The sequence below is a fragment of the Micromonospora sp. NPDC048947 genome, from assembly GCF_040649495.1.
Taxonomy (GTDB): Bacteria; Actinomycetota; Actinomycetes; order Mycobacteriales; family Micromonosporaceae; genus Micromonospora; species Micromonospora alfalfae.
Genome location: NZ_JBEZFO010000004.1, coordinates 94,700 through 108,313, shown reverse-complemented (window position 1 = coordinate 108,313; position 13,614 = coordinate 94,700). Strand labels below are relative to the sequence as shown.

Below are 13,614 nucleotides of genomic sequence, written 5' to 3'. Positions count from 1 at the left end.
AATTCGGGTCATGCGGTACGCCGGAGACGTCCGGCGTACCGCGACTCGAGGGCGAGGTTGTGCTCGTCCCCGCCGGGGACGTTGGCGGAGAGGTAGATAGGGGGTACCTCCCCGGCCTGGTGGAACCGTCGTACCACCTCCGCGGTCAGCAACTGCGCCAGCAGCGCCGTGGTGACCGAGGAGACCGCACAGACCGCGCCGCCGCCCTCGAGCGGCAGCAGTGCATCGCCGTACGGCGCGCCGTTGTCCAGCACGACGTCGGCGAGGTCGGCGAGCCGGTGCCCGGACGGGTGCCGTGGGGCGACCCGCGCGGTGTGCTCGACCGAGGTGACCGCGATCAACGGGTGACCGCGCTCGGTGACCAGCGCCGCCAGCTCGACCACCGAGCCGTTGATGCCGGATTGGGACGCCACGACGAACACGTCGCGCGGCTGGGGTGCCGCGAGCGCGTAGATCTGGTGGGCGATGGAGGGATCACGTTCCAGCTTGGGATCGGCGAGCACGTCACGCGGGGCGTCACCGTGCATCACCAGGTCCCGGACCGAGAGCCTGTTGGTGGGGACCAACCCGCCGGCCCGGGCGACCAACTCGGCGGCGAACGCCTCCGAGTGCCCGGCGCCGAACGCCTGGAGCACGCCGCCGTCGCGCAGGCTGTCGGCGATCAGGTCGGCGGCCCGGGTGATCCCGTCGGCCTCCGAGTCGAGCAGCCGGTCGAGCACCGGGCGGACGGCGTCCGCGTACCCCTGGGCGCTGATCATGAGAGGGCTCCCTTCGCCGCCTTGTGCCCGTCGACTGCCTGCGCTGTCCGCCGGAAGGCCGCGTGCGCGCGGTCGTGCGTGCGCTGGGCGACGGCGATGTAGAGCAGGTCGAGCACCACCAGTTGGGGGTGCCGGGCGGAGAGCGCGTCCGGTCGGAAGGTGGTCGCCTGGCTGGCCGTGAGCAGCACGATGTCGGCCAGCTCGGCCAACGGGGAGCGGGGGAAGCCGGTGAGCGCGAGCGTGGTGGCGCCCCGGCTGCCCGCCTCGGCGAGCATCTCGATCGTCTCCCGGGTCTGCCCGGTGTGCGAGATGCCGAGCGCCACGTCCCCCGATCGCAGCAACGCGGCGCTGGCCAGCCCCTCGTGCACGTCGTTCCACGCCCACGCGGCCACACCGATGCGGTGCAGGCTGAACTGCATCTCCTCACCGACCAGGGCGCTGCCACTGGCACCGAAGATGTTCACCCTGCTGGCGCCGGCGATCGCCACAGCGGCCCGTTCCACCTCGGTGAGGTCGAGCAGTGTGGCGGTGTCGTGCATGGCCCGGGTGTCGGCGGCCATGATCTGGTCGAGCACCCGGGCGAGCGGGTCGCTCGGCTGGATCTCCCGTCCGATGTCGACCGTCCAACCGGCCGAGCGGGCCCGGCCGGTCTCGGAGGCGATGCCCAGTCGCAGGTCGGCGTATCCCTCGAAGCCCATCGCCCGGCAGAAGCGGGTGATGGTCGCCGGTGAGGTGCCACTGCGCTCGGCCAGCTCGACGATTGTCGAGCGGGCGGCGGCCTCCGGGTCGCTGAGCACGTGCTCGGCGACCCGACGCAGGGCGCCGGTCAACTCGCCGAGCCCGTTGCGTACCCGGGCCAACACCCCGTCGGAGGCCGAGGTCCGCCGGTCGATCACGTTGGCGTCGACCACCGCGGTCCCCGCGGCGGTGTCCACCTCGTGATCAACCATGAGACGCCTCAGCTTTCCGAAAAGACTGTTAACTGTTAGTGGTAAAAGTTCTTACTGAACGACCCCCTGTGTCAAGACTGTGGGCGAAGTTTTCAAACTGTTACCTGGTGCACAGCCCGCCAGTCCCGCCACAACTTGCCCCGCACGACCCCGCCGACCAGCATGAACAAGCCAGATCGCCGTTCCGCGCAAGGAGACTCGTGCCGATGTCCGACACCGTCGTGGTGGGTCTCGATATCGGCGGTACGTCCACCCGGGCGACCGTCCTCACCCTCACCGGGCAACGCCTCGGCACCGGCCGCGCCGGCGGCGGCAACCCCACCAGTCACGGCGCCGAACGCGCCGCCGCCGAACTGCTGACCGCGCTCCGCGGCGCACTCGCCGACGTCGACCCGACCCGGGCGGCCGCCGGCACCATCGGGCTCGCCGGAGCCGGCCGGCTGCTCGCCGACCCCGCCGGGCGGGACGCCTTCGACCAGGCCTGGCACGACGCCGGCCTGCGCTGCCCGTACGAGGTGCACGGCGACGCCCTGGTCGCGTACGCCTCAGGCACCGCCGCCGCAGACGGAACCATCCTCATCGCCGGCACCGGGGCGATCACCGCCCAGGTCCACGAGCTGCGACTCGACCGGATCGCCGACGGCCACGGCTGGCTGCTCGGCGACGCCGGCTCCGGCTTCTGGCTCGGCCGGGAAGCCGTACGTCGACTGCTCGCCGACCTCGACGCCGGCAATGGGCTCGGCGCGCTGACCACGACAGTGCTCACCGAGATTCTGGGCAGCGCCGACATCGCCGCCCGCCCCCGGGACACCGTCGACGCCACCATCCAGACTGTGACTCGTCGGCCCCCCGTCGAACTGGCCCGGCTCGCGCCGCTGGTCGTCGACGCCGCCACCCACGGCGACCCGGTCGCCGCCGCGCTGATCAGCGAAGCCGCCACACACCTCACCGAGAGCGTGAGCCGGATCCGCCCCGCCGGGGCCGTGACACCGATCGTGCTCGGCGGTGGCCTGCTCACCGCCGACACCCCGCTGGCCGCCGCCGTCCGGGCCGAGATCGCGCGACACTGGCCGGACGCGCCACTGCGTACCGCCGGAGACGGGGCCGCCGCCGCAGCCTGGCTGGCCGCCCGCGGCCTACCCGAGGTGACCGACCCGGCCGCCCTGCACGCCCGCCTCTTCCCCACCCCCTGACACCCCCGGCGCAGCGCGCCCACAGCACCCCCGCCCCACGCGCCGCGCCACCCCGCCCCACGCGCCGCGCCACCCCGCCCTGCACGCCGCACGCCGCGCGCCGCACGCCGCACGCCGCGCGCCGCACGCCGCACGCCGCGCATGATCGCGCCCGATCCAGGTTGTAGTGCCCTCCGGTCGCGACGAGGGGACTCTTTCCAGGTTCCAGCGCGATCACCGACGCGCGGCACCCGAGACGAGCGCGCTCACCGACGCGCGGCACCGAGACGAGCGCGCTCACCGACGCGCGGCACCCGAGACGAGCGCGCTCACGGCGGCAGGCGGCCGCGTATCCGCGTGGCCTACCCCGGCCCTGAGCGGCTGGGCGGCTGGGCAGCGCTCGCCGAAGCCGTGGCCGCGGTCGAGGACTGCCGATTCCGGGAGATGCGTTCTCGGCACCCGTCCTCCAGTGGTGGCATTGCACCAGAGCCCGTACCGCCAGGGAATCAGGAGATATGCTTGCTTGTTCAAGCAACTAACGAGTTTCAGGAGAGGTTCAGAACCGGAGGTACTGACATGAATCGTCTCGAAGGGCGCGCCGCACTGGTCACCGGGTCAACGAGCGGAATTGGGCGCGGCGTGGCGGAGGCGATGGCCCGCGAGGGCGCCATCGTCGTCGTGACCGGACTCGGCGCGGAGCAGGGCGCTCAGGTCGTCGACGGAATCGTCGCGGAGGGAGGCATCGCCCACTTCATCGAGGCGGACCTCTCTGCGGGCGGCGTCGAGATCCGCCGCCTCGCACACGAGGCGACGACCCTGGCGGGTCGGCCGATCGACATCCTGGTCAACAACGCGGCCTTTCTCGTGCCGCCCCACCCCATGACGGAGTCGACCGAGGAACAGATCGACAAGGTGCTCGAGGTCAACGTCAAGGCCCCGTTCCTTCTGACGGCGGCCCTGGTGCCCGGCATGGTGGAGCGCGGTGGCGGCTCCGTGATCAACATCGGCTCGATCGGCGGCGTGGACGGGATCAAGTTCACTTCGCTGTACGGCGCCAGCAAGGCGGGCCTGCACTCGCTGACGAGGTCGTGGGCCGCGGAGTTGGCCGCCGACGGTGTGCGGGTGAACACCGTCGCCCCCGGGCCGACCATCACGGAGGGGAACGAAGACCTCCGCCCCCTTCTGGAGAAGCTCGCCGAGAGCAACCCGGACAGGCGTACGGGCAACGTGCAGGACACCGCCGCTGCCGTGATCTTCCTTGCCAGTGAGGACGCCTCACACATCCACGGTGTACTCCTCCCGGTGGATGGCGGGGCTCTCGCGATCTGAGGACCGGCCGGCTCGGCGCGTCGGCGCGCCGAGCCGGTGTCGACCGGATCTCCAGGGCCCGACGCACGTCGGGCAGCGCGCACGTCGAGCGATCCCGACTGATCAGGATCGGTCAGACCCGAGCTGCCTGGAGGTCGCCACAGTCGCCCGGAGTACGCGGGGTAGCCGCCCCGATGGCCGGGAGGCACTGACGGACGCTACTTGAGCTGCCCTGCGGTGAGGCCCGCCTGCACCTGCCGTTGGAAGGCCACATAGACGGCGAGCACAGGGAGCACCGCGATGCTCAGCCCGGCGAACAGTCGAGCGTAGTCGCCGGCGTACCCCTGGCTGACCGACAGCGCGAACAGCCCCTGCGCCAGCATCCACTTGGACTCGTCGCCCTGCAAGAGCACCTGCGGCAACAGGAACTGGTTCCAGTGGCTGAGGAAGTTGAAGATCGCCACACTGATCATTCCCGGACGGGCCATGGGCAGCATCACCCGGAAGAAGAGCCGGAAGTGACCGCAGCCGTCGACAAGCGCGGCTTCCGCCACCGAGGTCGGAAGGGTCCGGAAGAAGGCGGTCAGGAAAAACACGGTGAACGGCAGCGAGTAGGCCGCGTACACGAGGATCAGCCCGAGCCAGGTGTTGAAGAGACCGGCGTTGCGGACCACGAAGAAGAGCGGCACCAGGGCGAGGAACACCGGGAACATCAGGCCGCCGACGAACAGGTAGTAGACGACCTGGCGGCCGCGGAACTCGTAGCGGGCGAAGACGTACGCGGCAGTGGCACCCATCAGCATGGTGAGGCTGACCGAGCCGGTCACCACCACCAGGCTGTTGAGGAAGTACCTACCGATGTGCGCGCCGGTCCAGGCCCGCGCCCAGTTGTCCAGGTGCAGCGCGCCGGGGAGCCCCCAGGGGTCGGCGAGGATCTCACCGTTGGTCTTGAACGAGCTGATGAACATCCACAGCAGTGGCAGCACGGTGAGCAGGCCCCAGAGCAGCAGGAAGCCGTGCGAGAGGGCGTTGGCCACGCCGAGTTCCCGACGTACTGGGCGGTCCCCGCTGGTGACCGGGGTGGGGGCGGTCGCTGTGGGCTGATCCAGAGTGGTCACGAGTACTCGATCCGTTCGCGCCGGCCGATGCGCAGCGACAGCACCGCCACCGAGAGGGTCAGGAAGAACATCACCACGCCGATGGCCGAGGCGTAGCCGAACTTGGTCTCGCTGCCGAAGGCGGTGTCGTACATGCGTACGCCGATCACGTCGGTGGAGAAGTTCGGCCCGCCGTTGGTCATCAGCTGCACGAGGATGAACCCGTCCAGGGCGAAGATGGCCAGGTAGACCCAGGCGACCTGGACGGTGTCCCAGAGCAGCGGCAGGGTGACCCGGCGCAGTGTGGTGAACCGGGACGCGCCGTCGAGCAGGACGGCCTCGTAGATCTCCTTCGGCACTGCCGACATCGCCGCGCCGAACAGCACCACGTAGAAGCCGACGTTGCTCCAGACCATCACCGCGAGCACGCACCAGAAGGCGGTCGCCGGGTCGCCGAGCCAGGTCGGGGCGGGCAGGCCGAGGCCGTGCAGAGCGGTGGTGAGCAGCCCCTTGTTGGGGTGGTACACCTCCTTCCACAGCAACGCGATGATCACCACGGAGAGCACCTGCGGGAAGAAGTAGACGGTGCGGTAGAGCGCGCCGCCGCGTACGCCGGTGACGCCGGCACTGCCCTTGCGCCCACCCATGGCGAGCATGGTGGCGAAGAAGAGCCCGAGCACGATGGTCAGCACCGGCACCAGTCCCAGCAGGATCGCGTTGTTCTTCAACGCGTTCCACACGTAGTCGTCGTGCCAGAGGGTCTTGAAGTTGGCCAGTCCGACCGGGTTGGCGTCGGCCGAGTAGCCGAGCCAGTCGGTGGTGGAGATCTGGAACGCCTGGAAGTACGGCGAGACGACGAAGAACACGTACAGCAGCACCGGTGGCACCAGGAACGTGACGATCAGCGGCCACTTGCCATGTTTCACGGGAGGGACCTCTCCGAGGGGGGACGGCCGGTGGGGGTGGATCTCTCCCCCACCGGCCGGGCGGTCAGGCCGCTCGCTTGTACTTCTTGATCGAGCTGTCCTGGGCGATCGAGTCGGCGCCCTTCTGGCACTGTTCGAGGAACTCGGCGGGGCCGATCCGGCCGCTGAAGAACTCGCCGCACGCGGCGTCGACGAGGTTGCGCTCCAACTTGCGGTAGTAGTTGTTGTAGACCCAGTTGAAGCCGTTGGTGCCGGACGCGTCGAGGGCCTTGACCACTGTGTTCAGCCCGTACGGCAGCTCGACTCCCTCGCTGGCGCCGGCGACGACGGTGAGGCTGGCGACCTTCCTGGTGAAGTCCTGGGCGCCCTTCTTGGACAGCATGGTCCGGAAGTACTCCAGACCGCCGGCGACGTTGCGGGCCTTGGCCGGCACCAGGAACGGTTCCCCGGCGGTGCCGCGGATCGCCTCGAACGGCAGCTTGTCGCCGCTGCCCAGGCTCGGCGTCGGCGCGATGGTCATGTTGAATCCGGCCGGGGTGACGTCCTTCTGCTCGCTCTCCAGCCAGGAGCCGCAGGAGATGAATGCGGCCTTGCCCTGGCACCAGGCGGTCTGCGACTGCTTGTGGTCCAGGCCGGGCGAGCCTTCCAGGATGTACTTGTCCTTGACGATCTGGTGCCAGGCGTCGGCCGCGGCCTTCATCGAGTCGGACTTCCAGGCGTTCGGCTCCAGGTTGTCGAGCGCGAGGGCCACCGACGGGCCGCCGAACTTGATCGCGGTGGAGATCAGCGGCCAGCTCATGTAGCGGGGGTGCAGGCCGGCGTACGTCCAGGGGGCGATGCCGGCGGCCTTGATCTGCTTGCAGAGCGCGATGTGTTCCTCCCAGGTCTTCGCGTACTCCCACTTGCGTTCGGTGAACAGCTTGTTGGAGTACCAGATGCCGTAGGCGGTGTAGGTGTAGTTGAGCACCAGGAACTTGCCGTCGTAGGAGCCGATCTCGACAGCACCGGGCAGCAGGGTGTCCTTGACGGTCTTGCCGGGCGCGTCGAGGCTCGGGGCGGCGAGCAGCTCACCGAGGTCGGCGAGGGCGTTCTGGCTGACCAGGCCGTTGAAGTCGATCTGGCCGGTGCCGGAGTTGTTGACCACGTCCGGGGGGGAGCCGTCGACGAAGCGCGGCTGGAGGGTCTTGCTGATCTCCTGGGTGGAGGAGTGCTTGATCTTCGCCTTCGGGTACTTCTCGGTGTACATGGCCTCGTGGGCCTTGGCGTACTCCTCTCCGAACCCACCGCCGAAGATCACCACTTCGAGGGGGGCGTCCTCCTTCACGCCGAGCGGGTTCTGCGCGCTCTTGGTGCCCCGGTAGGTCTCCGCGTCGTTCTTGTCACCGCCACCGCCGGTGGCGCAGCCGGACAGCAGACCGGCGGCGGGGGTGGCCAGGAGGCCGGCGGCGGCGCTGCGCCGCAGGATGTCACGCCTGTTCATGGGTTCTCCTCGGGTCGGGTCGGGCGGATCGCCGGTCTGTGGGGGGAGGCGTCCGCCGCGCGAGGGGCGGTAGTTCTCTTCAGTTCATGCTCTGTTGCTGAAGAATTTCTACGACAGCCGGGCTCGGACTTCAAGTCCTGACTGTCGAACCGTTATCACCACCAGCCGCAGGGACCGACGCCGCCGGGCCGTCGCACCCCGAGAATCCGGGGGTACGCCGACGAAGGCCGGCCCACCTCGCGGCGGGCCGGCCTGGTGTTGTCGGCGGCGAGCGTCAGGTCTGGGTGGGGAACCCGAGGTTGACCCCGCCGTGGCGCGGATCCAACCAGCGGCTGGTGACGACCTTGCCCCGGGTGAAGAAGCGCACCCCGTCCTCGCCGTGCGCGTGCAGGTCACCGAAGAGTGACGACTTCCAGCCGCCGAACGAGTGGTACGCCATCGGCACCGGAATGGGCACGTTGATCCCGACCATGCCCACCTCCACCTCGTGCTGGTAGCGCCGGGCCGCCCCACCGTCGTTCGTGAAGATCGCCGTGCCGTTGCCGTACGGGCTGGCGTTGACCAGGTCCACCGCCTCGTCGTACGAGCCGACCCGGACCACGCTCAGCACCGGCCCGAAGATCTCGTCGGTGTAGATCGACATGTCCGGGGTCACCCTGTCGAACAGCGTCGGGCCGAGCCAGAAACCGTCCGGGTCGCCGTCCGGCGTCACGTCGCGCCCATCCACCACCGGCACCGCGCCGGCGGCGACACCCGCGTCCACGTAGGAGCGCACAGTCGCCGCGTGCGCGGCGGTCACCAACGGGCCCATGTCGCAGCCCCGTCGGCCGTCGCCGGTGCGCAGACCGGTCACCCGCGCGGCGATCCGCTCGACCAGCGCGTCCGCCACCGGCTCCACCGCCACCAGCACCGAGATGGCCATGCACCGCTCCCCCGCCGAGCCGAACCCGGCGTTGACCGCCGCGTCGGCGGCCAGGTCCAGATCGGCGTCCGGGAGCACCACCATGTGGTTCTTCGCCCCACCGAGCGCCTGCACCCGCTTGCCGGCTGCCGTTGCGCCTTGGTAGACGTACCGGGCGATCGGCGTGGAGCCGACGAACGACACCGCCCGCACCTCCGGGTGCTCCAGCAACGCGTCGACCGCCTCCTTGTCGCCGTTGACCACGTTGAGCACCCCGTCGGGCAGGCCCGCCTCGGCGAACCACTCGGCCAGCAGCAGCGCCGCGCTCGGGTCCTTCTCGCTCGGCTTGAGCACCACCGCGTTGCCGCAGGCCACCGCCACCGGCACGAACCACAGCGGCACCATCACCGGGAAGTTGAACGGGGAGATCACCGCGACCACGCCGAGCGGCTGCCGGATCGTGTACGAGTCGACCTCGGCGGACACGTTCTCGCTGAACGCGCCGCGCAGCGCCGACGGCAGGCCACACGCGTACTCGATGACCTCCAGGCCGCGCTGCACCTCGCCGGCGGCATCGGCGAGCACCTTGCCGTGCTCGGCGGTGATCACCTCGGCGAGCCGGTCCCGCCGGGAGTGCACCAACTCGCGGAAGGCGAACAGCACAGCGGACCGCCGGGCCAGCGACGCGTCCCGCCAGGCCCGCGCCGCGCGGGCGGCGGCCTGCACCGCCACGTCGACGTCCGCCGTCGAGGCCAGCTCGACAACTGTGGTACGCCGTCCGGTCGCCGGGTCGAACACGTCGCCGCGCCGCTCGGAGGTGCCTTCGACCCGCTTGCCGTCGATGAAGTGACCGATGCTCATGCCGCCACCCCCGCAGCCGAACGGATCGCGTCGACGAGGATCGCCAGACCCTCACGGGCCTCCTCCTCGGTCAACGTCAACGGTGGACCCATCCGCAGCACGTTGCCGTAGAGCCCGCCCTTGCCGGTCAGCAGGCCACCGTTTCGGGCGGCTTCGAAAACCAGGTTGGTCAGCGCCGGATCCGGCTCACCGCCGCCCGGACGGACGAACTCGACGCCCAGCATCAGCCCCTTTCCGCGTACCTCGGCGACGCAGTCGAGACCGCCCACCGCGGACCGCAGGCCGTCGGCGAGGATCGCGCCGACGCGGGCCGCGTTCGCTTGGAGGTCGTGCGCGATCAGATAGTCGAGCACCGCGTTGCCGGCCGCCGTGGAGATCGGGTTGCCGCCGAAGGTGGAGAAGCTGATGGCCGGCACCGACTCCAGCACCTCGGCCCGGCCGACCACCCCGGCCAGTGCGAAACCGTTGCCGATGCCCTTGGCGAAGGTGAGCAGGTCGGGGGTGACGCCGTGCGCCTGGTAACCCCAGAAGTGCTCCCCGGTACGCCCCCAGCCGGTCTGCACCTCGTCGGCGATGAACAGGATGCCGTGCTCGTCGAGGACCTTCTTCCAGCCGGCGAAGAGCCCGTCCGGCGGGTGCACGAAACCACCCACGCCCTGGATCGGCTCGGCGATCAGCGCGGCCACGTCACCGGCGGTCTGGGTGGCCAGCACCTCGCGCAGGTCCTCCACCGCCGCGTCGACCTGCTCGTCGGCGCCGAGCCGGGCCAGCAGGCCGCGCAGCCGGTCACCGGAGTGCAGCCAGGCCACCTGGAGCGGGTTGAGGCCGCTGGCCGACCAGTTGCGGTTGCCGGTGACGCCCATCGCCGCGTACGACCGGCCGTGGTAACTGTTGCGCACGGCCAGGATCTGGTGCGAGCGGCGGTGATTGGTGGCGACCAGCAGCGCCGCCTCGTTCGCCTCGGTGCCGGAGTTGGTGAAGAACACCCGGGCGTCCGGGATGCCGGAGCGCTGGGCGATCTTCTCGGCCAGCTCCACCTGTTGGCGGATCAGGTAGAGCGTCGAGGTGTGCACGATGCCGGTGGCGAGCTGCCGCTCCACGGCCTCCCGGATCTCCGGAATGTCGTACCCGATCATGTTGGTCAGCACGCCGCCGAAGAAGTCCAGATAGCTGCGCCCCTGCGCGTCGGTGACCCGGCGACCCGAGCCGGAGACCAGTTCGAGTGGCTCGGCGTAGTACAACGGCATCCAGGACGGGAGCACGGCCCGGTGCCGGGCCAGCAGGTCGTCGGTCATCGTGGCAACCCTTCAGCGGCGTTCGTGGATATCGCACGCTCCCACCGCCGGCCGATGCGAACAACTGTCAGCCTGTAGCGCATGGGTGCCCCGACCTGACAGCACGTCAACGCTTTCCACGGCTATGGTCATTATTGACCGCCGATTTCAGCAGCGTTGACGGCATACTTCCACTCGATCCGCAGCATGGCCGCCCACCGCTACAGTGGGTCGGTCCACTCTCGCCGGGGAGGCACGCGGTGCGCATCGAAGAGACGATCGCCGAGCTGGAGCGCGTCGCCGCGCGCGAGGTGGGCCGGGGCAGCGAGGCGCTGGCAGCGCCCGCGGCGGGTGGACTGCTGGCCGCCGCCCGGTCGCTCGCCACCGCCGGGGCGCCCGACGCCGCGGTGTTCACCGGGTTCTTCATCCCCGGGGCCGAGCCACCCGCCGCGGAGACCGACGGCCCGCTCGGCGCGGTCCAGATCGCCGCCGCCCTGCGCCTGCTCGGTGGCCGGTGCCGGCTCGTCACCGACGAGCCCTGCGCCCCGGTGGTCGAGGCGGCAGTCGCCGCCGCCGCGCCGGGCCTGCCGGTCGACGTCGCGCCGCTACGGGAGTACGAAGAGTGGGCCGCAGTCCTCCGCCCCGAGTACGGCCGGCTGACCCACCTCATCGCCTGCGAACGGGTCGGGCCCGGAGTGGACGGACGGCCCCGCAACATGCGCGGTGAGGACATCGGCGCGCACACCGCACCCCTGGACCGGCTCTACACCTGCGGGTCGGCGTACCGCATCGGGATCGGCGACGGCGGCAACGAACTCGGCATGGGCCGCCTACCGGCGGACCTGATCGGACGGGTGGTCGCCTCGGGCGAGCGGATCCGGTGCGTGGTGGGCGCTGACGCGCTGCTCGTCGGCGGCACGTCCAACTGGGCCGCCGCCGCCCTCGTCGGCGCGCTGACGCTGCTGCGCCCGGAGGTGCCCGAGCTTCGGACACTGCTGGAGCCCGCCTGGTCGTACGACCTGCTGACCGCGATGGTGCGCGCAGGCGCGGTGGACGGCGTACGCCGCCGCCCCACGCTCAGCGTCGACGGCCTCGACTGGCCCGCGTACGCCGAACCGCTCACCCGGATCGCCGAGCTGGTCAGGGCAGGCCGGTAGGCGTCTGTGGCTCGGTCGCCGGCCGCAGTGCCCTCGGCGGGCGGCTCGCCGCTCGGGCGTGCGCGACCTGGCGGGGGCGCAACGGCAGGTGCAGGGCGGCGGCGACCACAGCGAAGGCCGCCCAGCCGGCACCGAGCGCCGCAGCCGACGAGACGTCCTGAAGGTAGTGGTACGCGGTGAGGAAGCCGACCAGCGCGAGGCTGTTGCGGGCGAAGTGCCCACTGAACTCCGCCAACTGCCGGCGGGCCTCGACGGCGACCAGCACCCCCGAGTACGGGAACGTCACCACCATGCCGCGCAGCACCGCGCCGAGCAGCGCGGTGAGGACCGCCCCAACGAAGATCACCACCAGCTTGAGCAACACCGGCAGCCCGTCCGGGCGGGTCTCCGCGACGGCGACCGCCTCGTCGGCGGAAGCGCCACGTCGGAGGGCGCGACGGCGCAACCACAGGATGGCCGCCAGCCAGAGCACCAGCGTGACGGCGAGGGCCACCTCGAACGGAATGTCGACAGCCAACAGGCCGGCGCTCAGCGCCACGTAGACGGCGATCCCCGCGACGTCGGCGAGCAGGATCGGCCAACGCCACCGCTGGTGGGTGACCGCCACTGTGACGAAGAAGAGGTTGAGCCCGAGCACGCCGAGCACCTGCGCGCCGTCCACCCGGTACTCGGTGGTCACCAGGGCGAGCGTCATCGGCAGCGGCAGGCTGTAGACCAACGCGCGGAGCCGGACGGAGCGGATCACGCTGACCGCCCAGACCACGGCCGTCACCAGCAGGACCGCGCTCCACGTCATGGCTCACCCGTTCCCGCCCCGATGGGGGCCGTCAGTCCTGGAAGGTCGCGGCGTTCGCGCAGAGGTCGAACACGCGGGTGAGCCGAGCGACATCCGTCCGGTTGACCGAGAACTGATTCTCGCCGATCTCGCCGTGCGCGGTCATGTGGGCCTCCCAACAGCTCGACCCGTCCCAGAGTGTCAAGTTCACGTGCAGATGCGGACTCACCACCCCGAGGGGCAGCAGACCCACCCGTGCCCCGGCCGCGCGCTGCTTCTCCACCAGTGCGGACAGATCGTCGGTCAGCGTGGCGTAGACGAAGACCCGGGTTATCTGGACACCCCGTTGCAGGGCCTCCACGTTGGCCTCCCAGTAGCGGCGGCCGATCTCACTGCGCCACCAGCTCAACTCGCCGCTCACCCGGGGCATCACGTTGGTCAACCCGTCCAGCCGACGTACGCAGGCGCGGGTCGCGCCGACCAGATCCTCGTCCTCGTCACCGCGCCGGATGATCCGACCGTCCGCGAGCTGCTCGGCCTCCAACCGGAACTGCTCGTAGCGGCGCTGCGCCTCCACCGCGACCCGGGTGCCCGCGTGCTGCTCGGCAGCCGACCGCATGGCCCCGGCCAGCTCCGTGGTGGTGCGGACCAGCCAGGGCGGGCCGTCCAACAGCGTGCGCAGGTGGAAACGGCGCTCCGCGCGGGCCAGCGAGTCGACCAACAGCGAGATGGTGATGCCCATCAGGCCGGCCAACAGCGACTCCACCCCGGAGGCGGCGTTGCTGAGGTCGAGCACGATGCTGAGGGTGATCGACAGCGTGATGCCGACCAACGCCACCGGATCGGTGTGCGCCACCAGCCGGACGAAGCCGGCGGTGGAGCCGCCCTCCCGCAACCGCTGACGGGCCACGTCACGGGTCATCGAGATCCCCCAATCAGCCGTTCCCGCCAGCGT

12 protein-coding genes are annotated in these 13,614 nt (G+C 70.6%); 3 read left to right on the top strand and 9 right to left on the bottom strand.

The window, feature by feature from the left end; translation table 11 throughout:
• Positions 1-8 precede the first annotated feature (8 nt).
• Positions 9-758 (bottom strand): SIS domain-containing protein, encoded by a 750-nt coding sequence (locus tag AB0B98_RS07870; RefSeq protein WP_091403970.1) that lies wholly within the window; start codon positions 756-758, stop codon positions 9-11.
• On the bottom strand, positions 755-1,708 hold the full coding sequence (locus tag AB0B98_RS07865; RefSeq protein ID WP_357361471.1) for a MurR/RpiR family transcriptional regulator: 954 nt from the start codon (positions 1,706-1,708) through the stop codon (positions 755-757). The genes AB0B98_RS07870 and AB0B98_RS07865 overlap by 4 nt, the downstream gene beginning before the upstream one ends.
• A gap of 206 nt (positions 1,709-1,914) precedes the next feature.
• Between AB0B98_RS07865 and AB0B98_RS07860 the strand changes: the two genes are divergently transcribed.
• Together AB0B98_RS07860 and AB0B98_RS07855 are read left to right on the top strand one after the other, a co-directional pair.
• Positions 1,915-2,901, top strand: a complete 987-nt coding sequence (locus tag AB0B98_RS07860) for a BadF/BadG/BcrA/BcrD ATPase family protein (protein WP_357361470.1) — start codon at positions 1,915-1,917, stop codon at positions 2,899-2,901.
• Between the two features lie 336 nt (positions 2,902-3,237).
• Positions 3,238-4,209, top strand: coding sequence for an SDR family oxidoreductase (locus tag AB0B98_RS07855; RefSeq protein WP_357361469.1), 972 nt, complete (start codon positions 3,238-3,240; stop codon positions 4,207-4,209).
• Between the two features lie 197 nt (positions 4,210-4,406).
• On the opposite strand, the gene AB0B98_RS07850 is transcribed toward AB0B98_RS07855, so the two are convergent.
• From AB0B98_RS07850 to AB0B98_RS07830, 5 genes are all read right to left on the bottom strand, one after another.
• Positions 4,407-5,306, bottom strand: a complete 900-nt coding sequence (locus AB0B98_RS07850) for a carbohydrate ABC transporter permease (RefSeq protein ID WP_357361468.1) — start codon at positions 5,304-5,306, stop codon at positions 4,407-4,409.
• Positions 5,303-6,211, bottom strand: coding sequence for a sugar ABC transporter permease (locus AB0B98_RS07845; protein ID WP_238672637.1), 909 nt, complete (start codon positions 6,209-6,211; stop codon positions 5,303-5,305). Before AB0B98_RS07845 ends, AB0B98_RS07850 begins: the two co-directional genes overlap by 4 nt.
• A gap of 64 nt (positions 6,212-6,275) precedes the next feature.
• Positions 6,276-7,691, bottom strand: coding sequence for an N-acetylglucosamine/diacetylchitobiose ABC transporter substrate-binding protein (gene ngcE / locus AB0B98_RS07840; protein WP_357361467.1), 1,416 nt, complete (start codon positions 7,689-7,691; stop codon positions 6,276-6,278).
• Positions 7,692-7,965: 274 nt separating this feature from the next.
• Positions 7,966-9,453 (bottom strand): CoA-acylating methylmalonate-semialdehyde dehydrogenase, encoded by a 1,488-nt coding sequence (locus tag AB0B98_RS07835; protein ID WP_357361466.1) that lies wholly within the window; start codon positions 9,451-9,453, stop codon positions 7,966-7,968.
• Complete coding sequence (locus tag AB0B98_RS07830; protein ID WP_357361465.1) at positions 9,450-10,748, bottom strand: aspartate aminotransferase family protein; 1,299 nt, start codon at positions 10,746-10,748, stop codon at positions 9,450-9,452. The genes AB0B98_RS07835 and AB0B98_RS07830 overlap by 4 nt, the downstream gene beginning before the upstream one ends.
• 239 nt (positions 10,749-10,987) lie before the next feature.
• Between AB0B98_RS07830 and AB0B98_RS07825 the strand changes: the two genes are divergently transcribed.
• On the top strand, positions 10,988-11,884 hold the full coding sequence (locus AB0B98_RS07825; protein ID WP_357361464.1) for a glutamate cyclase domain-containing protein: 897 nt from the start codon (positions 10,988-10,990) through the stop codon (positions 11,882-11,884).
• Here the strand turns inward: AB0B98_RS07825 and AB0B98_RS07820 are convergent.
• On the bottom strand, positions 11,868-12,680 hold the full coding sequence (locus AB0B98_RS07820; protein ID WP_357361463.1) for a hypothetical protein: 813 nt from the start codon (positions 12,678-12,680) through the stop codon (positions 11,868-11,870). The genes AB0B98_RS07825 and AB0B98_RS07820 overlap by 17 nt on opposite strands.
• A gap of 31 nt (positions 12,681-12,711) precedes the next feature.
• Positions 12,712-13,581, bottom strand: a complete 870-nt coding sequence (locus AB0B98_RS07815) for a hypothetical protein (protein ID WP_357277154.1) — start codon at positions 13,579-13,581, stop codon at positions 12,712-12,714.
• Between the last annotated feature and the right edge of the window lie 33 nt (positions 13,582-13,614).